Below are 22,460 nucleotides of genomic sequence, written 5' to 3' on the forward strand. Positions count from 1 at the left end.
CACATATGCTTTACAAATAAGATTTTTCCGTATGTTTGTTTCAATCCCCGACGTATGAAGGTATTGAGATATCCCGTTATTGCCATCACATTTTTTCTTGCACTGGGCATCCTGGCCGGCTATTACCTTAGCCTATCCCCTTCTTTACTTTACATCATTTCCGGCGGCGCATCGGCATTGGTTTTGGGAACATACCTCATCGCAAAAAAACACCTCATCCAGAAACCTTATTTCGGTAGTGCGGCCTGGCTGTTTGCGTTCATTATCGGAATGCTGGTGCAAACGCTCCACTACCCGCCCAACCAAAAGCTGCATTACACAAACTTTCTGAATGACGATATTCCTGTCCTGAAAACCGTTGTTTCCGAAAGGCTGAAACCAAATGCTTTTTCTGAAAAGTACTATTTTGAGGTATTATCTGCTAACGGAAAAACAGCCACCGGAAAACTATTGGTTACAGTCCCTAAAGACAGCCTGAACAGGTTGCTGCATGCCGGTGATGCTTTTATTATTGCCGATGAACTCCAGCCTATACCGGGCGCGATGAATCCGGGCCAGTTTGATTATGCCGCCTATATGGAAAAGCAGGGTGTTTTCCACCAGGTACGCCTGAAGGATAACTTTATAAAGGCAGGCCATATCAATAGCTTTGATGCTTATGTGGGGAAACTAAGGGAAACACTCATCCATAGCTTTGATATCCATAATTACAGCCCCGAAACGCGCAATGTCATCAACGCATTGCTCATCGGCCAACGGCAGGACATGGACCAGGAAACGTCCGACAATTACACCAATGCTGGCGTACTCCACATACTCGCCATCTCGGGACTGCATTTTTCGATGCTATTCCTTATCCTCACCACCCTCCTCAAACCATTAAACCGCTTTCGGCGAAAAGGCGAGCTGTTGCAGCTCATAGTTATCCTCGCATTGTTATGGGGATTTGCCTTCATCACCGGGTTATCGGCATCCGTAGTGCGCTCGGTAGTGATGTTCAGCTTTATAATGATGGGACAATACTTCAACCGGAACGCCAACATATACAATTCCATCGCCGTATCGATGCTGGTGCTGCTTTTGGCTAAGCCGATGTTCCTGTTCGATGTCGGCTTTCAATTAAGTTACATTGCCGTATTTTCTATCGTTTGGCTACAGCCAATGTATAAGAGAGCGCACGTTTCAAGATATTGGGCAGTTAACTATGCCATAGATACAGTTCTCATATCGCTTGCCGCTCAAATAGGCGTGCTGCCACTCAGCCTGTATTATTTCCATCAGTTCCCGCTGCTGTTCGTTTTGGCAAACCTTGTGGTGATCCCGCTATCGAACGTGGTGTTAGTAACAGGCCTAATTGTCCTGCTTCTGAATTTCATTGCGCCGCCTGTGGCCAATTTTGTCGGGCATGTTTTAGAATGGCTGATTATAGCAATGAACGGCTTCATCGCATGGATCGCCTCATTCGAGAATTTTATTTTAAAGGACATTCCTTTTACACTGCTGCTAAACATATCGCTTTATGCAGTGATCATCCTGATGGTGCTGTGGCTTTATAAAAAGAGTTACACGCGCACAGCTGCTTTATTGTTATCGGTGCTGCTGTTCCAATCCGTTTATACCATAACGGTGTGGAACAGCAAGAACCACGATGAGCTTATTGTATTCCATAACAGGAACAGTACGCTGCTTGCCGTAAAAGAGAATAGCCGTATCACTCTAATGAGCGAAGACAGCCTGGCACTGAAAAACCCTGTCGTAAAATCCTACCGTAAAGGCAGCTTTGCAACAGAAGTTATAGTAAAGCCCTTAGCAGACGTTTTATGGAGGAAGGGCAGCAAGGTTCTGGTGATAGACAGTACGGCAGCCTACAGCCCCGAAATGAAACCGGACGTGTTGTTACTTACACAGTCACCTAAAGTGAACTTCGAAAGGATTCTGGAGCAGCTAAAGCCAAAACAGGTTGTTGCCGACGCAACCAACTATAAAACTTATGTGGCACGGTGGGCGGCAACCTGCCGAAAACAAAAAATCCCTTTCCATGCCACGGCAGAAAAGGGATTTTACGGAATTAAATAATCAACCTATTTTTTTAGCGTTTCCAATAGTTGCTCAGGCTGGTAATAACCTACTATCGGGGCTTTTACTTCGCCTTTCGCATCAAACACGATCATCGAAGGATAAGCGCGCACCTGCAGGAATGTTGCAAACTCATGAACGGCGTTCCTGCCGCTACGGCCCTCAACAAAGCCAGGGTTACTGTATTTTTTACCTTTATACGTAATGTCAGATTTGCCTTCGGCATTGAATTTTACAGCATAATAATTCTCACTGATATATTTTGCTACTGCCGGGTCGTGGAAGGTATTTTTATCAAGCATTTTGCATGGTCCGCACCAGTCGGTATACACATCCATGAAAATTGGCTTCGCTTTTTTCTTCTGGGCGGCAAGCGCCTCATCCATGCTCATCCACTTTATTTCCTGTGCCTGGGCAGCCAAAGTGCCAAGCCCTATAAACAATGCTAAAAGTAATTTTTTCATTTTATAATTCGTTTTTTATGTATTAGACAAAAACAATGCCGAAAAATTATCCCGCGCCTTTCATCTGCTTTTTAAGTATCGGCGATATGAGCAGAAGCACGATACCGGCACCTATAGCTATGTAAGCAATGCTTTGGTATCCATTAGTATATTGCTCCAGCTTATCGAGGTTAGTTGGGTTTTTAATGGATGTATCTACTTTTGCAAGCTTAGATCCTATTAGTCCCGCGCCATATTGGCCATAAGCACTGGCCAGGAACCACGTTCCCATCATTACGCCATGCAGCCTGCCCGGTGTAAGTTTCGTCACCATCGATAATCCTATTGGCGAAAGGCATAATTCACCTATTGTCATTACCAAATAGGCAAAGATAAATGTCCACAGCGGCGTAAGTCCTTTGTCTGTAGCCAGGAATTTGCTGAAGTAGAATATTAAAAAGCTTAACCCAAGGAACAAAAAGCCTAATCCGAATTTTACAACGGTATTCGGCTCCGCTTTCTTTTTACTCAGGGCGATCCACAGCATACCTATAAAAGGCGCAGCAAGGACTACCCACAGCGCATTAACGGAGTTATTCACCTGTGTCATGTTGAGCCCGTGATTGTTCACATTTCCTATTGCAAAGAAATTCAATGACCCTCCACCCTGCTCGAAAAACGACCAGAACAATACCGAGAATAATATCAGTACGATCGCCACAAACATCTTGCTTTTCTCTTCTTTAGCAACATTGATCGTTGTGTAAACCAGGAATCCAAAAATGATCACTGCAATAGAGATCATGAACAAGTCACTGAATTGCACTACATAAGGTAAAATCTCTCCTGCTTTATTCGTTTCCGTCCCAAACAGGAACGTCATGTCAACATCGAATGGAAAATAAACAAGCACGAAGAAGAAAGGAATGAATATTATTGAGAGAATATACACCCACATATTCCTGTTGATACCGAATTTTTTTTCTTTAAGCTTTTCAGGCACCGGCGGAAGCCCTATAGGGCCAAGCGTTTTTTGCGTGTACAAAAACAGCGCCAGTCCGCATAGCATACAAACGCCTGCCATAGCAAAACCGAGAGACCAGCTTATTGATGTACCTACGTATGCAATAGTGAGGCCACTCAAGAGGGCCCCTATATTAATGCCAGAGTAGAATAGCGAAAACCCTGCATCCCTCCTCGGGTCGCCGGGACGGTATAATGCCCCAACCATGGTCGAGATATTAGGCTTGAAGAATCCGTTCCCTACAATGAGTATACTGACCCCGAGATAAAACGGAAACGCTCCCGGCAATGCCATGGTAAAGGTACCGATAGCCATAAGGATACCACCCCAGAACACCGATTTACGGAAACCGAATATCTTATCAGCGAACATGCCGCCCACAAATGCCATCGCATATATGAAAGCCTGTATCAATCCATATTGTTTATTGGATGTACTTTCCGCGTCGTCTTTATACTTTTGCTGGGAAGTCTCAATATAATATTTAGGATGGTCTTTCGTCAGTTCCTCGTGATTCTGCTTCTGGAATTCAATTTTTTTGGCTTCCAGTTCGGCAGGCTCCAGCGGCTTGTAATCGGCCGTAAGGATAAGGTGCGAAATATAAAGCCCCAACAGCGCCCGCATCCCGTAGAACGTAAAGCGCTCCCACATTTCCACAAGGAAAAGATACCAAAGCTGTTTTGGGTATTTGCCTTTGAAATCCTGGATCTTTTCCAGTTCTACCGTATGATTAGATATCTCCATTTAAATGCTAAAATTAATTTACGTTATTCTCTCTCATCACGCCATTAAGCCATTTCAACATCAGGAACAATAAAATTGCGGCGCCAAGTACAAGTCCGAAGTTCAGGTAGAAATAATTTTCTTTATGCTCCATATCTTCCCAAAGGCTCGAAAGCATACCAGCCAGCTTATTACCCACCGAGATTGCCAGGAAGAAACCACCCATCATAAGCGCTGTAATCCTTGGCGGGCTCAGTTTGGACACCAGCGAAAGCCCCATTGGCGAAAGGCAAAGTTCACCCAGCGTGATCACACCGTAAGATGCCATCAGCCACCAGCTGCCGGCTTTCATGGTAAGGTCATTAGTAGCATATACCGCACCAACCATCACCAGTGCCGAAAGCGCCGTGATCAATAGACCTAATGCGATCTTTGTAGGTGTGCTCGGCTCTTTTTTCCTCTTACGAAGGAAACCCCAAACGCCCACCAATATTGGCGTAAGCACAATCACCCACATTGGGTTTATCGATTGGTAGAGTTCAGTAGAATATAATTTAAGGCTGCTTCCTTCTGCCGGGACTTTATCCGTACCCAGGTTGTGGAAGTATTTGCGCGACGACTCATAGCCCGCGATTAGTTTCGATTTTTCTTTTTTAGCCGCTATTTCCTCTTTCGTCACTTCAGGCATTGCTTTTTCCTCTGCCGTAAGCTGCTCCATTTTTGCCTTAAAAGCGGCATCGTCAAGCTGTACGATAGCGTTGTTCTCCACAGTTTGCGCCATGTCCACTTTGTCGGCAACTGTAGCTACCGATGCCGGCATCTCCCTGTCGGTAAAGTCTTCCGCCCATACGGTAAGCGCATCGCCATTTTGGTGGAATATCGCAAAGAACAATATCACGCACGAGAACACCGCAAGCAACGCCGCAATAGCCCTCTTTTCAAGCCCTGACGATTTGAACCAAAGGTAAATGAAGAACAAAATTACCGGCACACATCCAAAAATGAAGGCGTCATTCGTGTCAGATCCAAGGATATTTCCCGGGATAAGGTATCCAAGAATACCGAACACAAACATTGGCAATATAGTAGACCCTAATATCTTACCTGTAGGCATATCACCCGCCTGCAAAGGCTTGATAACATCTACATGCTTAATGTGTTTTGTACCGCTAAGGAATATAACAACGCCTATAAGCATACCCACACCCGCAGCAATAAACGCAAAGTTCCAGCCGAAGTTAAGCCTCATATAAGCCGCCACGAAGTTGCAGATGAAGGCGCCTACGTTGATACCCATATAGAAAATGTTGTAACCCGAATCCTTTTTATGCTTAAGCTCATCTGTGCTGTAAAGATTCCCTACCAGCGTAGAGATGTTCGGTTTGAAGAAGCCGTTACCCAGGATTATAAAGAACAATCCGGCATAAAAGCTTGTATTATCATGAATCGACAACAGGAAGTAACCGGCTGCCATCATCAGGCCACCCATAACGATCGATTTCCTGTAACCGAGTACACGGTCGGCCAGCAAACCTCCGATAAACGGGGTAAGATAAACCAGCCCCAGATAGGTTCCATATATATCTGATTTCTTAACCGCGCTAAAGCCCATTCCGCCATTATTCCATCCGTCCATCATATATAATGCAAAAATGCCAAGCATAAGGTAGTAGCCGAACCTTTCCCACATTTCGGTGCCAAATAAATACCAGAGACCCTTAGGATGGCCTTTTTGTGTAGCTGTCTTATCCATAAAAATTCGTGTTGTTAATTATAGTTTCTCTTTAATAAAGTTAGTCATTTTCGTATAAAGCTGCAGCCTTGTCGCGCCGCCGTAGATACCGTGGTTCTTGTCCGGGTAAATCGCCCAGTCGAATTGCTTGTTGGCCTGCACCAGTGCCTCAACCATCAGCATGGTATTTTGCACATGTACGTTGTCGTCTGCAGAGCCATGGATCAGCAGGTACGAGCCTTTCAGCTTGCTCACGTGGTTTATCGGCGAGTTGTCATCATAGCCCGATGCGTTTTCCTGCGGTGTCTGCATGTAGCGCTCGGTATATACCGAATCGTAAAAACGCCAGTTCGTCACCGGAGCCACAGCAATCGCCATTTTGAATACATCGTTGCCTTTCAGGATGCAGTTTGAAGACATGAAACCTCCGTAGCTCCACCCGAAGATACCAATGCGGGAAGCATCAACATAATTGTATTTGCCTATTACTTTAGCCGCATCGATCTGGTCTTCCACTTCATATTTGCCAAGCTGCTTGTAGGTTACTTTTTTAAATTCCGCGCCTTTATAGCCTGTCCCGCGGCCATCAACACAAGCCACGATGTAGCCCTGTTGTGCAAGCATCATAAACCAGTAATCGTCGGAGACATTCCATTCGTTGTTCACCTGCTGCGAACCCGGGCCGCTGTACTGGTACATGAACACAGGGTATTTTTTATTCGGGTCAAAATCTTTGGGCTTGATCATCCACGCATTCAGCTTATTGCCTTTATCGGTAGTGATCTCCATAAATTCCTTTACCGGCAGGCTATATTTCTCAAGTTTGGTTTTCAGCGCATTATTATTCTTTATCTCTTTTACAAGCTTGCCGTCTTTAGCATTATTAAGCGTATAGGTAGTAGGCTGTGTAGCGCTCGAAAAAGTATTGATGAAGTATTGGAAGTTCGGGCTGAAGGTTGCCGCGTTGGTTCCGGTTTGCGGGGTAAGCCTTGTTTTGTTTTTGCCGTTAAGGCTGATGAGGTATACATCGCGGTTGATGGAACCATTTTCAACCGACTGGTAGAAGATATTGCCGGTCTTCTCATCGAAGCCATAGTAAGCAGTGACTTCCCATGGCCCTTTGGTTATCTGGCTGATCAGCTTGCCGGTTTTGGCGTAGTGATAAATGTGGTTGAAGCCGTCTTTCTCGCTGGTCCAGATAAAGCTGTTGTCTTTCAGGAACGTAAGGTTATCGGTAATATCAATGTAGGCTTTGTCTTTTTCGTTAAGCACCACTTTGGCAGAGCCGGTATTAGCATCTACAAAAATAAGATCGAGGTTGTTCTGGTGGCGGTTGATTACCTGTGCGCTCAGCGTTTGGGCATCAGATGTCCACTTGATGCGCGGAATGTAATAATCCGAATAATTACCAAGTTTGATCTCTTTGGTGGTATTAGCCTTTACATCATATATGTGTAGTGAAACTGTTGAATTTTTTTCGCCCGCCTTAGGATATTTGAAGGTATGGGGCACAGGGTACAGCCCTTCATCATACACTTCCATCGTAAATTCCGGCACAGCGGTCTCATCAAAACGGATGAAAGCAATCTTGTCGCCCGTCGCATTCCAGTCATAAGCCCTTACAAAAGAAAATTCTTCCTCATAAACCCAGTCGGTGATGCCATTGATAACAGCATTCTTTTTGCCGTCGGTAGTTATCTGCTTGCTGACTTTCGAGGCAATATCGTATATATAGAGGTTGTTGCCAAACCCGTAAGCCACCTTAGAATTATCTGCCGAGAACGTAGGTTCCTGCACTTTTTTATCCGACAGCTTCGAAAGCGTTTTGGAGGCGATGTCATAAATATAAAAATCAGCCACAAAGGAATGCCTGAAAATCTGGTCGGAATTGGTGGCGATCAATATCTTTTTCTCATCAGGGCTAAAGGTATAGCTGTCGATGCCTTTTAGTTCCTTATGGTCTTTTGAGTCGATAAGCGTACCGGTTTTGGTTAGCGTTGCAAAATCGTACAGGTCTATCTGTGCATTACCTGTCTTGTAGTTGGCATTGAGCACCGTGTACTGGTTGGTGTTTTTCATCGCCTGGAGGTCGTCCATGGCCTCCGTCCTGAAGGCTCCTGACCATATTTCCTGAAGCGTTATTTTTTGTTGTGCGGTTACCGGTATTGCAGCCAGTAAAAAGAGGATAATTGACGTTTTGATATATTTCATTTTGCAGATGGTAAAAAACCTCCAATTTTAGTAAATTTTTACGAATTATCCATCCTTTTTTTTGCAAAATGCAGAAATGGCGATCTGCGGTATTTATAATTTTGGCAAATGCATTCGCGAAAGCGTATCTTTGCCGGCGATTATTATTTTAAGCAACTGAAAATGAGTAAAGCAATATCGGGGTTCTCCAGGCTTTCGAAGGATGAAAAGATCAGCTGGATAGCCGGCGAATACTTTTCAAATCCAGGAGAGGCTTCCGCGTTACTGAAAAAATACTGGAATGCTGATGCCGCTTTGCAGCAACTGCACGACGAATTTATAGAAAACACCATTACAAACTTCTACCTTCCGCTTGGGGTTGCCCCTAATTTCACTATCAATGGGCGCGACTACATCATCCCAATGGCGACCGAAGAAAGCTCGGTGGTAGCGGCTGCAGCAAAGGCGGCGAAGTTCTGGTCGGCACGCGGCGGATTTAAGGCAACCGTTATCAATACTGAAAAAATAGGCCAGGTTCATTTCATGTTCAATGGAAATACCGAAAAACTACAGGCTTTTTTTGATGTCATAAAGCCGAAGTTTTTTGAAGGCACAGAATCTATTACAGCAAATATGCAGAAACGCGGCGGCGGCATATTGGATATAACTCTTCGCGATAAGACAACCGAACTGCCCGGCTATTACCAACTGCATGCCACCTTTGACACCAAAAACAGCATGGGCGCTAATTTCATCAACTCGTGCCTGGAGCAGTTCTCAAAAACACTAAAGGAAGAGGCTTTGGCATACGCCGAATTTACAGAAGCCGAAAAACAAGTGCAGGTTGTGATGAGTATCCTGTCAAACTACGTGCCTAACTGCACCGTTCGCGCCGAGGTATCGTGCCCCGTAGCCGAACTGAATGATGATAATGGCATCGACCCACAGGAATTCGCAGCAAAGTTCCTTACAGCTGTCCGCATTGCCGAAATAGAGCCTTACCGTGCCGTGACCCACAACAAGGGCATTATGAATGGCATTGACGCAGTAGTGGTAGCTACGGGCAATGACTTTCGTGCTGTTGAGGCGGGGGTTCATGCCTACGCTTCTAAAGACGGGCAGTACCGCAGCCTTTCGCATGCTCAAATAGAAAATGGCATCTTTACCTTCTGGCTCGAGGTGCCGCTGGCATTGGGAACTGTAGGCGGGCTTACGTCGCTTCATCCCTTGGTAAAGCTGTCGCACGAAATGCTGGGCAACCCGAACGCCGGGGAACTCATGCAGATCGTTGCCGTTGCCGGGCTTGCCCAAAACTTTGCCGCACTGCGCTCCCTTACCACCACAGGGATACAACAGGGGCACATGAAAATGCACCTGATGAACATCCTGAACCAATTGCAAGCCACAGAGAATGAAAAACTAAAGGCCGTAAAGCACTTTGAAACCACTGCTGTAAGCCACTCAGCGGTGCATGACTATATCAGCCAATTGCGAAATTTTGACCCAACCAGTATTGAAAAAGACTTTTTACAGTAACGGAAAACTCCTGCTCACCGGAGAATATACCGTGCTCGATGGCGCGGTGGCATTGGCATTGCCTACCTCTTTCGGGCAGTATCTTGATATTGAAGAATTAGCCGATGGTATTATACAATGGAAAAGCCTTGATTCAGATGGCTCTGTTTGGCTTAAAGCCGAAATCCCCCAAGCAGCCATTTTCGAGAACAGGCAGGACGGCACTCCTGAAACCAATACGCTTATCAATATCCTCCATGAAGCCCGCAAAGCCAATCCATCAGTACTGGATGGCAATACAGGCCTAAATATCACAACTCGGCTTACTTTCCCAAGAAACTGGGGCTTGGGGAGCTCTTCAAGCCTTATTAATAACATAGCGCAATGGTTCGGCATTGATGCGTTCCAATTACTCAACAATAGTTTTGGAGGCAGCGGATATGATATTGCCTGCGCCCAAAATATTACCCCCATACTTTACAGCCTTGAAGATGGCAGGCCTGTTGTAAAGCCAATATCTTTCGACCCGGTCTTTGCTAATAATCTTTATTTTGTTTACCTGAACCGCAAGCAAAACAGCCGCCAGGCGATTGCCGCTTACCGCGATAAAAGGGACGAAATCGTACCGGTCATTTCAGAGATCAACAGCCTTACTTATGCAATTGCAGAAGCAAGTAACTTAAGCAAGTTTGCCTCATTGCTTGAAAGGCATGAGGAGATGATGTCGGGCGTTTTGAAAATGCCGACCGTTAAGGAAGCACTATTTCCCGACTTTAATGGCACCGTGAAAAGCCTTGGGGCATGGGGCGGCGATTTTGTACTGGCGGTATCGGATGAAGACCCAACTACCTATTTCAGGACAAAAGGTTTTGGAATTGTCGTACCATACCGGGAAATGATATTACGATCATAATAATTCCGGTACTACTGATTATCCGCATTCCCTGAAATATCCGGCAAAATTCCCGGCAATAGCGAAACCGGATTAAGCGTTCAGGAATAAAAGCGTTTCCTCCATAAATTGCTTCGGGTTTTCAGCATGAAGCCAGTGGCCTGAATTGGCAATATCCTTTATTTCGGCATTTGGGAAATGGGTTTTTATAAGTGTAAAATCCTGATCCCTTATATAAGCCGACTTGTCGCCACGAAGGAAAAGCGCAGGCCCCTCAAAAGTGCTTCCGTCCGGTAACGCCTGGCCGATAGCATCTATCTTTTCATTGAATACCGGAAGGTTGAAACGGAACGCCAATTGTCCCGGCTCTTTCCAGTACAGGTTTTTCATCAGGAACTGGCGCGTGCCGGCATCATCGATATATTGGCTCAAAATTGCCTCTACATCGCTTCGTTCCGGTTTGGCGCTGAAGTCCACTGCATTGAGGCCTGCCAATATATCCTGGTGGTGTGGGCGGTAGTATTTCGGGCCGATATCGGCAATAACGATCCTGTTTACCCTTTCCGGATATTTTACAGCAAAGAACATTGTCACCTTGCCCCCCATCGAATGTCCTATAATGTCCGGTTTGTTTAAATCATGCCCATCGCAGTAGTCTAAAACATCCTGCACCATAGCATCATAGGTAAACTCGTCGGAATGAAAGCTTTTCCCGTGGTTTCGCATATCGAGTGCATGCACCCTGAAGCCGTCGGCAGCATATTGCCCGCTGAGGGTTTTCCAGTTATCGGAGGTTCCTAAGAATCCGTGTATGATGAGCAAAGGCTTCCCTTCGCCTTCTATCCTTGAATGCAGCATGTTATTTCAGTTTTTGCAGGTACATATTGATAACGTTCTCTAATCCTAAATACAGCGACTCCGCGATGAGCGCATGCCCTATTGAAACTTCAAGCAGGCCCGGCACGTTCTCTTTGAAAAACTTTATATTATCAAGGCTAAGGTCGTGTCCGGCATTAACGCCCAACAGTAGATCATTGGCTACCAGAGCAGCCTCGCTGTATGGCTTTATCCCCTGCATGTTGCCAAGCCCGTATTCATGGGCAAACGCTTCGGTGTAGAGTTCAATCCTGTCGGCACCGGTTTCTTTTGCGCCTTCAACCATTTTAACTACCGGGTCTACAAATATCGAGGTACGTATGCCATTGCGCTGAAATTCCGCTATCACTTCCTGCAAAAAACTTTTGTGCTTAATGGTATCCCATCCGGCGTTGGATGTTATAGCATCATCAGCATCGGGTACAAGTGTAACCTGCGTTGGTTTTGTTTCCAGCACCAGGTCTATAAAGCTGCGCGCCGGATTGCCTTCAATATTATATTCGGTATACACCACCGGCACGAGGTCCCTGGCATCCTGGTAACGGATGTGCCTTTCGTCCGGCCTCGGATGTATGGTTACGCCCTGGGCACCGAATTTCTGAACATCGGTGGCTACCTTTAACAGGTCGGGCACATTGCCACCCCTCGAATTACGAAGGGTCGCTATTTTATTTATGTTTACGCTTAATTTTGCCATATCTTTGTTAAGTATGCTTTTTCATACAAAAATACAAAGTTAAAAAGGCAGAGTGTCCTTATTTTTGATTATTTTGCATAATATTTAGCATTAGCCCATGACCGAGATTACCGATTTCCTTGGCAATACCATTAAGCCACTGCGCATTACCGATACCGTTGCCGATGCGCAGGATCTCTTCGCCGAATACCCGTTCTCTTACTTCCCTGTTTTGGAAGAAGGTGTGTATATTGGGTGTGCAGGCGCAGAAGATGTTGAATTAATGGACATTGAAAAAACAATGGCCGACCTGCGTTACAGCTTTGAGCGCTTTTTTGTGCGTGATACCACGATATGGCTCGACGTGCTTGAAGTTTTCGCAAAGAATGAAACCAACCTGCTGCCGGTACTGGATAACGACAACAAGTACCTTGGTTACTATGAAATCACCGACATTATTACCATGTTTCACCAAACCCCTTTCCTAAAGGAAGAAGGTGGCATATTGGTAGTAGAAAAAGGAACGATGGACTATAGCATGAGCGAGGTAGCGCAAATTGTGGAAAGTAACAATGGCAGGCTGTTGGGCTTTTTTATCTCTGATGCCAATAACGAAAAAGTAGAAATTACCCTGAAGATAAGCCTTGGAGGCCTTAGCGAGATCATCCAGACGTTCAGGCGCTATAATTACGATATCATTTCGGAGCACCAGGAAGACGCTTATCTTAACACCCTTAAAGACCGTTCAGACTATCTGGATAAGTACCTGAACATTTAATGCCCTATCATGAAAATAGCAGTTTACGGACAATATTATAAAGACAATACCGAAGAGATCATCGACAAGGTGTTGGCAGTTTTTGATAATTACGATCCGGAGGTTGCCATAGAATCTAATTTCTATAACGTACTGACCGAAAAGAACCTGCTGAACGGCAGGGCCTATCCTGTATTTACCGGCCATGCGGAACTGAACGGCTTCGATATGCTGATATGCATTGGAGGCGATGGTACCATGCTGCGCGCCGCCACGTATGTACGTGATAAAAACATCCCTTTGGTAGGCATCAATGCAGGGCGGCTTGGGTTCCTGGCTACTGTACAGCAGGAAAATATCGAACACCTGCTCCCGCTTATTTTTGAAAACAAATACAAAGTATCCCCACGCACATTGCTTTCGCTTGACTACGACGGTAAGGCCGACAATCCCTCAGACGACCTTGACTTCGCCCTGAATGAGGTAACTGTGAGCCGTAAGGACACTACATCGATGATTACAATAGAAACAAAGCTTAACGGGGAATACCTGAATTCCTATTGGGCAGACGGCCTGATCATCTCTACCCCTACCGGTTCTACAGGATACTCCCTGAGCTGTGGCGGCCCGGTGCTTATGCCCGAATTGAGCGGTTTCGTTATAACGCCGATCGCGCCCCACAACCTCAATGCAAGGCCGTTGGTAATACCGGACGACACCGAAATAGAACTTAAAGTGAGCAGTCGCGAGGAGCAGCACCTGGTCTCTCTGGATTCGCGCATTATCTCTATGAATGTTGAAACCCCGCTCCGGATAAAAAAGACCGGTTTTAAGATTAACCTCGTTGAATTTCCTGAAGAAAAATTCACTGACACCCTCCGGAAAAAATTATTGTGGGGCGAAGACAAGCGAAATTAACCCACAATTTTATCCTGCACGCATACTACACGGGCACTTCTTCCGTTTTCAAGTCTGTGTGTTGCTAATTTAATGCAATTTTAAGCGTGTAAATTATCTAATGTAAGGCTGATTAGAAATCTATATTACTATATTTGCACCCAATTTTCATAGAATGAACAGGACTGTATTTTTTATAATAATAATCTTAATGTCTTTCCGGAGCGAAGCCCAGATCAATGAATTGGGTGTTTTTGCCGGAGGTGCCAATTATATAGGCGATGTAGGACCTACGGATTATATTGCGCCCCAAAATCTCGCACTTGGGATCGTATATAAATGGAACCGCAGCCCAAGGCACTCCTGGAGAGCTTCATTTACCTATGGAAAACTGACCTCGGATGACAAGGATTCTGACGTGAACGGAAGAAAGGAACGCGGCTATACGTTTGAAAATAGCGTAAAAGAATTATCTTTAGGGCTTGAATTTAATTTTTTCGACTTTAACCTGCATGAATCCGGCTTCAAGATGACTCCCTATATCTATGGGGGGCTTAGCTATTTTTGGTATAACGACATCTATATCAATACTGCAAACGGAAAAACGGGAGATGGCGATACCAAGGGAAGCCTTGCTATACCTATGACTGTGGGCGTTAAAGCGAATATAACCGAAACTCTGATATTAGGATTTGAAGTGGGCGCACGATATACTTTTACCGATAACCTGGACGGCAGCAATAACAGCGACCATCAGCAATATCGCTTTGGGAACCTTGAGAGCAATGACTGGTATGTTTTTACCGGCTTCACCTTAACTTATACTTTTGGCGAAAAGCCTTGCTATTGCTCGAATTAACTATGGACATAACTACTACCGTAAATACCGAAAACCTTCCTAAACACCTTGCCATAATTATGGACGGCAATGGACGCTGGGCAAAGAAAAAAGGGATGCTTCGTGTATTTGGCCACGAAAACGGTGCAAAGGCAGTGAGGGAGAGCGTAGAAAGCTGTGCCAGGCTGGGTGTTGAATACCTTACCCTATATGCCTTTTCGACAGAGAACTGGAACAGGCCAAAAGTTGAGGTGGATACGCTTATGAAGCTTTTAATGAGCTCGCTGAAAAAGGAACTGCCAAGCCTCCATAAAAACAATATAAAGCTCAACACCATAGGCAACACAGAATTGTTGCCGGAAAGTGTGCGGAAGCAACTGCTGGATGCTATAGAACAAACGAAGAATAACAGCAGGATGACGCTTACAATCGCCCTTAGTTATGGTTCGAGGGAAGAGATCATTTCGGCAGTTAAAAAAATAAGCGAACAAGTACTAAATAACCAATTAAACATAGCTGATATCAGTGAATCTGTTATTAGCCAACACCTCTACACACACGACCTGCCGGATGTAGACCTTGTAATAAGGACCAGCGGGGAACAGCGCATAAGCAACTTCCTGCTATGGCAGGTGGCGTATGCCGAATTTTATTACACAGAGGTGCTATGGCCTGATTTCAGGGAAAAAGATTTACATGAAGCAATTATCAGTTACCAAAAAAGAGAACGTAGATTTGGAAAAACAAGTGAACAAGTTAAGTAAGGCAAACATGCTCCGAACGGGCATCACATTACTTTTCGGTATTTTATTATTTGCAGGCAATGCAGCTAATGCCCAGGAAAACACCAGCCTGGAATCGGGAAAGGAATATATCCTTGCTGATATTACTGTATCCGGAAAAATAAGCTATAATGAGCAAACTGTTGTAACTTTTACCGGGCTTGAAAAAGGCCAGACAATACACGTTCCCGGCGAGGAAATAAGTGCCGCCATTAAAAAGCTGTGGAGACTGGGGCTTTTTAGCGATGTTAACTTTTACCAGAATAAAGTTGTAGGAGACAGTATCTATCTCGACCTCTACCTGAACGAGCTTCCTAAATTGAGCGATGTTAAGATCAAAGGCGTAAAGAAAGGTAAAATAGAAGGGCTTATTAAAGACACCGACCTTAATAAGGGTAAGATCGTAAATGAGAACCTTATTACAAACACTAAAAATTATCTGGAGAACAAATACAGGAAAGACGGCTATTATAATACCAAAGTCGCCATTAATGTATTACCGGACAGCACCAACACCGTAAAAATGGTGGTTAACATAGACCGTGGCAGCAAAGTAAGGGTAAGCGCCATAAATTTTGAGGGCAATACCAAACTTTCTGACAGCAAGCTGCGTGGCGCTATGAAAAATACAAAACGCAAAAGCCCGCTAAACCCACTGCGTATTTTTAAGCCTTCGAAATTTATCGCTGACAAATACAAAGAAGACCTTGGAAGTATTGTTGATAAATACAAAGAGAAAGGCTATCGCGATGCACGCGTAACCTCGGACACTGTAATATACAACCCAAAAAAGAACACCGTTTCTATTTCAATAAATATTGAAGAGGGGCGCAAGTATTATTTTGGCGAAATTAAATACCTTGGCAACACCGTTTACAATAACAATCAGCTTAACCAGATCCTGGGCATTAAAAAAGGCGAGGTATATAATGGCGTAATGCTTCAAAAAAGAATTGCCGACCCTACCAAACCTGACGGTGACGACCTTACCAACCTGTACCAGAACAACGGTTACCTTTTCTCGAACATCAACGCTGTAGAGGTAAAGACGGCAAATGACACCATTGACTTTGAGATACGTATCGTGGAAGGCCCGATAGCTTATTTCAACAAAGTTAATGTTGTGGGTAATGACAAAACCAATGACAAAGTAATTTATCGCGAGCTTCGCACAAGGCCGGGACAAAAATGGAATAAGGAAGACGTTATCGGTACCATCCGTGAACTTGGTGCACTTGGCTTCTTTGACCCTGAAACTATAAAGCCCGATGTCCAGAACCCAGACCCTGCAACCGGTACGGTAGACATAGAGTGGAACGTTACCGAAAAAGGTTCGAGCCAGATAGAGCTCCAGGGAGGTTATGGCGGCGGCGGATTCATCGGTACGCTGGGACTGTCGTTCAACAACTTCTCTATACAGAATATATTCAAAAAAGATGCCTATAACCCATTGCCTATGGGTGACGGACAAAAATTGTCGCTGAGGGCACAGGGAAGTACGTATTTCCAAACCTACAGCCTCTCGTTTACAGAGCCCTGGTTTGGCGGTAAAAAACCTATACAGCTATTCGGGTCGCTATCGCACAGTAAACAGTTCCTGTACAACTACAGTTCACGTGATGTAGACAGGACTAAGAGTTTTACTATACAATCCATATCGTTGGGTATGTCGAAAAGGCTAAGCCAGCCGGATTATTATATGAGGTTGTCCCACTCACTTACATTTCAGTATTACAGCCTAAGTAATTATAACACAGGATTGTTTACCTTTGGAGATGGAACATCTAAAAACCTTGCCTACACAATAGAGCTAACAAGGGATAACAGGGGACGCAACCCTATTTACCCTAGTTATGGTTCATTATTCAGCGCGAGTTTCAGGACAACGTTCCCATACTCGCTGGTAAATGGTATTGATTACGCAGGTTTGAAGAATGAAGAAGCATATAAGCTCAGAAATGACACAGGAGCACAAATTCCCGGGACTGATGTGGGTGCTAATGAATATTATAAGATTGATCCTGATACCGGTGTTGCTACGAGTGTTGGCTCAAATTATCAGGAAGCCTCTGTGGATCAGTCAAAGTATGACCAAAAAAGGTTTAACTGGCTGGAGTATTGGAAATTTAAATTTAAGGCAGATGCTTATACCAAACTTGCAGGAGCGCCATCGCACGAATTGGTACTGCGTGCTTTAGGTGAGTTCGGGTTTATGGGCGCTTACGATTCTGCAAGGGGTTTGGTGCCATTTGAAAGGTTCTATTTAGGTGGTGATGGTATGGCTAACTATTCACTTGATGGCCGTGAGGTGATCCAGCTGAGGGGATATCCTAACCAGTCGTTATCGCCGGTAAATGCACAGAACCAGCAAATTGGGGCCACGATATATAATAAATTTACACTGGAGCTGCGTTATCCTATTACTTTGAAATCGCAGGCTTCTATATACGCGCTTACCTTCCTTGAAGCCGGTGCATCGTATGCTGACTTTAAAAACTACAACCCATTTGCGCTTAAACGCTCTGCAGGTTTCGGTTTAAGGGTATTCATGCCTGCATTTGGACTACTTGGAATAGATTTCGGCCACGGATTCGATCCACTTCCCGGACAGACGCAAAAGAACGGATGGGAAACGCATTTCATCATTGGCCAGCAGTTTTAAAAAAATTGGCATGATATTTTCTAATACGTAAAAAGGCTATGAAAAAATACTTATTATCACTGGTTACGGTTCTGAGCTGCCTGGTGGCAGCTGCGCAAGGCGCGAAGGGTGTAAAGATCGCCTATATTGACATGAACTACATTCTTGACAAGGCGCCGGATTATGCCGAGGCAAAAAACCAATTGGAGCAGAAAGCCCAAAAGTGGAAACAGGAAATAGATGTAAAAAGAGGTGAAATAAATAAGCTTATCGATGGCCTGAAGTCGGAAAGGGCGCTTTTGACCAAGGAACTTATTGAGGAAAGGGAAGAAGAGATTGCTTATCTTGAAAAAGAGCTGTTGGATTTCCAGGAAAAGAAATTTGGACCTACAGGCGACCTTATCACCCAAAAGTCGGTATTGGTAAAACCGATACAGGACCAGATATTCACTATCGTTCAGGATCTTGCTGAAATACGGAAATATGATTTTGTTTTTGATAAGTCATCCGACCTTACGATGCTTTTTGCAGCCAATAAGCACGATATAAGCGACCTGGTACTAAGAAGGATGGAACGCGCATCAAAACAGGAAACATTGAGCAAAGGCCAGCTGAAAAAGCTTGAAGCACAGGAAAAAGAAGAAGAGCTCCAGTCGAATCCTGACCATATAGAAAGGCAGAAAAAACTTGAGGATAAGAAAGCTGAAAGAGATAAAAAAATAGAAGAGAAAAAAGCAGCCCAGGAAGCTAAAAGGGAAGCTTATGAAGCAAAGCGCGAACAGTTGAAACAGGAAAAAGAAGCCAGGAAAAATGGCACTGCTCCTGCTACAAAACCTGCCAGCAAGAATACAACAGACACCAAGTCTGCAGATGATACACCGGCTACATCAACAAAAGCAAATGAGGGCGATGATGCAATACAGGGTGACAACAAAAGGGAAGTAAAAACAACCGCAAACGAAGCCCCTGAAGAAGGCTCAGCAAAAACCACAGAAAAGCAGAATGCCGCCGCAGCCGCGAGAGCAGAACGTGAGCAAAAAAATGCAGAGAAGAAAAAGGCAATAGAAGAAAGAAAGGCACAAATAAAAGCCGACAGGGAAGCGGCAAGACTGGCAAAGGAAGAAAAAAAGAATACGCCTGCAGAAACCAAGCCGGCAACAACTACCCCGGCAGCCCCGTCTGAAACGAATGACCCTGAATAAACAAGAACATCAAAAACAAAAATTAATTATAAATACCTTAGAGACGATGAAACAAATGAAATCTTTATTAATCGCTGCACTACTTTTAGTTGGAATCAGCCAGACAGTTTCTGCCCAGACAAAAGTAGCACATATCAATGTGAACGAGCTTATGGCGGCTATGCCTGATATGAAAACAGCAAATGCCCAGCTTGAGAAACTTACAAAAACGTATGATACCGATTATAATGCAATGGTTACTGAATTCAGGAATAAAGTAGCGCAGTATGAGAAAGAAGCTGCTACTGTTACTGAGGCTGTAAACGAAACCCGCAGCAAAGAAGTTCAGGATATGCAAAAAAGGATCCAGGAATACCAGCAAAGCGCTTCAAAAGAACTTCAGCAAAAGCAGGAGGACACTTACAAACCGATAATCGAAAAAGCAAAAGCTGCAATCCAGAAAGTTGCTAAAGCGAAAGGCTATCAGTATGTACTTGACTCATCATCAGGAGGCGGCGTTCTTGTATCTGATGGCCCGGATCTTACTGTTGACGTTAAAAAAGAGCTTGGGTTCTAATAACGCCCGACAACCTTATACTATAGAAACGGCTCTCTTTGAGCCGTTTTTTTTATATTTGTAAAATGGACAAAAGCACAAGCCCTATCGGATTATTTGACTCAGGAATTGGCGGAACTTCCATATGGAAAGAGATCCACAGCCTTCTTCCCGGAGAAAATACCATTTACCTTGCCGACAGCAAAAATGCGCCATACGGCCAAAAAACAAAAGAAGAAATCATTGCCCTTAGCTGCAAGAATACGGAATACCTTCTGGAAAAAAACTGCAAACTGATTGTAGTGGCGTGCAATACCGCAACCACAAATGCTATCAAAGAATTAAGGGAGAAATATGATGTACCATTTATAGGCATAGAGCCCGCCATAAAACCAGCAGCCATCCATACCAAAACGAATGCTATAGGTATACTGGCCACCAAAGGCACACTTTCGAGCGAGCTGTTCAATAAAACCATTTCCGGATTTACAGGCATTAATGTCGTGGAGCAGGTAGGCTATAACCTCGTGTCGTTAATTGAGGAAGGCAAGCTGGAATCGGATGCGATAAAAGAGTTGCTTCAAAAGTACCTGGCACCCATGATTGAAGCTAATGTAGATTACCTTGTGCTTGGTTGCAGCCATTACCCCTATCTGGTTCCGCAGATTAAAGAAATACTCCCCCCGCATGTGAAGATCATCGACTCGGGCGAAGCCGTAGCAAAGCAAACCAAAAAAGTACTTGAAGCGGATAGCATGCTCAATGTTTCCGGGCTAAAGACTGAAACCCTGTTCTATACCAATGCCAACCCAGCCGTACTCAAGGAGATACTCGGTAACAAATACACTGTTGAGCAAAAAGACTTTTAGGAATTATTCTTCCTTAAACCAGGAAGAATACATTACATAGTTATTAGAAATACGCCCTATTTCACCGGCAAAATCGGAAGCATCGATATCTTTCACTTTTTTTGCGGGTATACCTGCATATATTGTACCGGATTCTACAACCGTGTTTTGGGTAACAACAGCACCGGCTGCAATTATGGTATTGCTCTCTATAATGCAATTATCCATTACAATAGCCCCCATACCTATCAGCACATTATCTTTTACGATACAGCCGTGCACTATAGCGTTATGCCCTATAGAGACATTGTTGCCAATTTCTGTCGGATGCTTCTGATACGTGCAATGTATAACGGCCCCATCCTGGATATTGACCTTGTTCCCGATCTTAATATGGTTCACGTCGCCTCTTAACACCGCATTAAACCAAACGCTGCATTGTGAGCCTAAAACCACATCCCCCACAATTGTGGCATTCTCTGCAACAAAGCAGTCTTCGGGTATCTGGGGATATTTCCCATTAACTTCTTTTATAACCATAACCGTAAAAAAAATCGTCCCGATAAAAAACTATCGGGACGGAATTAATAATATCTACTTTATAATTAGTTAACTGCAGGACAGTTACAATGATACCTTTCTCTCTTACAGAACAGATTGACACCAAGAGTTATCTGGTGGAACCCACTGTTATCAAACTTCACGTTTCCTGTAAGGTACGAGTATGTATAAGCAAACATAAAGTTTTTATAGTTTATACCAATGATCGGTGTAAAATATTGCAGGTTTTGCTCAGAAGTACCGTTGCCGTCAACATACTGTGCGCCATCAAGGCTCCTCCTGTATGAAAGTCCGCCCCAAAGCCTTCCGAAATCCATTTCCTTATATACTTTAAGGTTAAGGTCAATGGTTTTCTCTTTAGTCTCATCAACTGCCTGGAACATAATTGATGGTTCCCACTGCAGGCTTTCCTGCTGGCCAAATACATAACCAACGCTCAACAAATACTTTTTAAGGTTATCGCTTTCAATATCGGTATAAATATCTCTTTTGCTGGCCAACACGTTTTTAACGGTAAAGTGCGCAAAGAAATCAAGGTAGTTATAGGAAGCACCTATATCAATATTGAAGTATGAATCTTTTTGCTTCATCCCACCGTCAACAATAGGGTCGAACTCAGGATCGAATTCACTTTCGTCAAGACGGCTCTGAATAAGGCCTGCACTCATACCGAATGATAATTGGTTCAAATCATCGTCGCTTCTTGAAAAGCGGATATGGTGAGCATACGTTAATTTTGCACCGGTTTGCGAATGGTATCCGTTCTTGTCGTTAAAGGCAATAATACCAATACCAGACTGTGGGCCTACGCTGCCGTTAAAGCTTATTGTTTGCAATTGCGGCGCGTCGCTTTGCCCAAACCATTGCTGGCGTGCGGTAAGCCTGATCTTGGCACAGTTTGCAGCTCCTGCCATTGAAGGGTGCAGCAGGTACAAGTTGTCTGACAAATAATCGGAATAAACAGCTATACCTTCCTGTGAAAAAGATACCTGCGCTAATAGTAATCCAAAAATTAGATAAATCTTTTTAAAATTCATGTTAACCTTATCGTTTAATTGAGATGACATTTCAAACCGTTTCCGGAACTATCCTGTCAGAAGATGGCTGTAACGTAGCTAAATTGCTGCTACTATACATTTTTCCCTTATTGGCATTTTTCCTTCGCGGTCAAATATATAAATTTTTGTGTTAGGTTGGTAATTTAATCCTAATAATATTGTAAAAATGCTGTCATTGCTGACAGCATCCTTAT

The 22,460-nt window shown here is 44.2% G+C and carries 19 protein-coding genes; 11 read left to right on the forward strand and 8 right to left on the reverse strand.

From position 1 onward, the window contains the following. Positions 1 to 54: 54 nt before the first annotated feature. Positions 55 to 2,076 carry a ComEC/Rec2 family competence protein gene (locus AAEO56_RS05640; RefSeq protein WP_341696049.1) on the forward strand — a complete coding sequence of 674 codons (2,022 nt, stop codon included), beginning with the start codon at positions 55 to 57 and terminating at the stop codon, positions 2,074 to 2,076. Positions 2,077 to 2,081: 5 nt separating this feature from the next. Here the strand turns inward: AAEO56_RS05640 and AAEO56_RS05645 are convergent, their stop codons facing one another. From AAEO56_RS05645 to AAEO56_RS05660, 4 genes are read right to left on the reverse strand one after another with little or no spacing between them, the layout of a single operon-like run. Further along, positions 2,082 to 2,540, reverse strand: coding sequence for a thioredoxin family protein (locus AAEO56_RS05645; protein ID WP_341696050.1), 459 nt, complete (start codon positions 2,538 to 2,540; stop codon positions 2,082 to 2,084). A 46-nt stretch (positions 2,541 to 2,586) separates the two neighbouring features. Then, positions 2,587 to 4,287 carry a peptide MFS transporter gene (locus tag AAEO56_RS05650; protein WP_341696051.1) on the reverse strand — a complete coding sequence of 567 codons (1,701 nt, stop codon included), beginning with the start codon at positions 4,285 to 4,287 and terminating at the stop codon, positions 2,587 to 2,589. Between the two features lie 13 nt (positions 4,288 to 4,300). Next, a complete protein-coding gene (locus tag AAEO56_RS05655) occupies positions 4,301 to 6,019 on the reverse strand; it encodes a peptide MFS transporter (protein WP_341696052.1) in 1,719 nt (572 codons plus the stop codon). A gap of 18 nt (positions 6,020 to 6,037) precedes the next feature. Then, complete coding sequence (locus AAEO56_RS05660) at positions 6,038 to 8,209, reverse strand: S9 family peptidase (RefSeq protein WP_341696053.1); 2,172 nt, start codon at positions 8,207 to 8,209, stop codon at positions 6,038 to 6,040. 162 nt (positions 8,210 to 8,371) lie between these two features. Here AAEO56_RS05660 and AAEO56_RS05665 point away from each other — a divergent pair, with 162 nt between their 5' ends. Together AAEO56_RS05665 and AAEO56_RS05670 are read left to right on the forward strand one after the other, a co-directional pair. Beyond that, positions 8,372 to 9,724 (forward strand): hydroxymethylglutaryl-CoA reductase, degradative, encoded by a 1,353-nt coding sequence (locus AAEO56_RS05665; RefSeq protein ID WP_341696077.1) that lies wholly within the window; start codon positions 8,372 to 8,374, stop codon positions 9,722 to 9,724. Then, positions 9,702 to 10,616: a GYDIA family GHMP kinase gene (locus AAEO56_RS05670; protein WP_341696054.1), complete on the forward strand. Its 915-nt coding sequence runs from the start codon at positions 9,702 to 9,704 to the stop codon at positions 10,614 to 10,616. The genes AAEO56_RS05665 and AAEO56_RS05670 overlap by 23 nt, the downstream gene beginning before the upstream one ends. Positions 10,617 to 10,688: 72 nt before the next feature. Here the strand turns inward: AAEO56_RS05670 and AAEO56_RS05675 are convergent, their stop codons facing one another. Then, positions 10,689 to 11,453 (reverse strand): alpha/beta fold hydrolase, encoded by a 765-nt coding sequence (locus AAEO56_RS05675; RefSeq protein WP_341696055.1) that lies wholly within the window; start codon positions 11,451 to 11,453, stop codon positions 10,689 to 10,691. A gap of 1 nt (position 11,454) precedes the next feature. Further along, positions 11,455 to 12,168: a pyridoxine 5'-phosphate synthase gene (locus AAEO56_RS05680; RefSeq protein WP_341696056.1), complete on the reverse strand. Its 714-nt coding sequence runs from the start codon at positions 12,166 to 12,168 to the stop codon at positions 11,455 to 11,457. A gap of 97 nt (positions 12,169 to 12,265) precedes the next feature. Between AAEO56_RS05680 and AAEO56_RS05685 the strand changes: the two genes are divergently transcribed. From AAEO56_RS05685 to murI, 8 genes are all read left to right on the forward strand, one after another. Next, on the forward strand, positions 12,266 to 12,925 hold the full coding sequence (locus tag AAEO56_RS05685) for a CBS domain-containing protein (RefSeq protein ID WP_341696057.1): 660 nt from the start codon (positions 12,266 to 12,268) through the stop codon (positions 12,923 to 12,925). Between the two features lie 9 nt (positions 12,926 to 12,934). Then, entirely contained in the window at positions 12,935 to 13,822 is an 888-nt protein-coding gene (locus AAEO56_RS05690) for an NAD kinase (RefSeq protein WP_341696058.1), read from the forward strand. Positions 13,823 to 13,976: 154 nt separating this feature from the next. Next, positions 13,977 to 14,660, forward strand: a complete 684-nt coding sequence (gene porG, locus AAEO56_RS05695; protein ID WP_341696059.1) for a type IX secretion system protein PorG — start codon at positions 13,977 to 13,979, stop codon at positions 14,658 to 14,660. Between the two features lie 2 nt (positions 14,661 to 14,662). Further along, positions 14,663 to 15,403: an isoprenyl transferase gene (locus tag AAEO56_RS05700; protein WP_341696060.1), complete on the forward strand. Its 741-nt coding sequence runs from the start codon at positions 14,663 to 14,665 to the stop codon at positions 15,401 to 15,403. Continuing rightward, entirely contained in the window at positions 15,336 to 18,083 is a 2,748-nt protein-coding gene (gene bamA / locus AAEO56_RS05705; protein WP_341696061.1) for an outer membrane protein assembly factor BamA, read from the forward strand. The genes AAEO56_RS05700 and bamA overlap by 68 nt, the downstream gene beginning before the upstream one ends. 38 nt (positions 18,084 to 18,121) lie before the next feature. Then, positions 18,122 to 19,264, forward strand: a complete 1,143-nt coding sequence (locus tag AAEO56_RS05710) for an OmpH family outer membrane protein (protein WP_341696062.1) — start codon at positions 18,122 to 18,124, stop codon at positions 19,262 to 19,264. A gap of 46 nt (positions 19,265 to 19,310) precedes the next feature. After that, the gene (locus tag AAEO56_RS05715) at positions 19,311 to 19,820 is read left to right on the forward strand and encodes an OmpH family outer membrane protein (RefSeq protein WP_341696063.1); all 510 of its coding nucleotides are present in this window, start codon (positions 19,311 to 19,313) and stop codon (positions 19,818 to 19,820) included. A gap of 65 nt (positions 19,821 to 19,885) precedes the next feature. Further along, entirely contained in the window at positions 19,886 to 20,668 is a 783-nt protein-coding gene (murI, locus tag AAEO56_RS05720; protein WP_341696064.1) for a glutamate racemase, read from the forward strand. Positions 20,669 to 20,671: 3 nt separating this feature from the next. On the opposite strand, the gene AAEO56_RS05725 is transcribed toward murI, so the two are convergent. Together AAEO56_RS05725 and AAEO56_RS05730 are read right to left on the reverse strand one after the other, a co-directional pair. Continuing rightward, positions 20,672 to 21,187, reverse strand: a complete 516-nt coding sequence (locus AAEO56_RS05725) for a gamma carbonic anhydrase family protein (protein WP_341696065.1) — start codon at positions 21,185 to 21,187, stop codon at positions 20,672 to 20,674. 65 nt (positions 21,188 to 21,252) lie between these two features. Further along, positions 21,253 to 22,245 (reverse strand): PorP/SprF family type IX secretion system membrane protein, encoded by a 993-nt coding sequence (locus tag AAEO56_RS05730; RefSeq protein ID WP_341696078.1) that lies wholly within the window; start codon positions 22,243 to 22,245, stop codon positions 21,253 to 21,255. Between the last annotated feature and the right edge of the window lie 215 nt (positions 22,246 to 22,460).

Origin of the sequence: Flavobacterium arundinis (assembly GCF_038289855.1) — a bacterium.
In the GTDB taxonomy this organism is placed as follows: domain Bacteria; phylum Bacteroidota; class Bacteroidia; order Flavobacteriales; family Flavobacteriaceae; genus Flavobacterium; species Flavobacterium arundinis.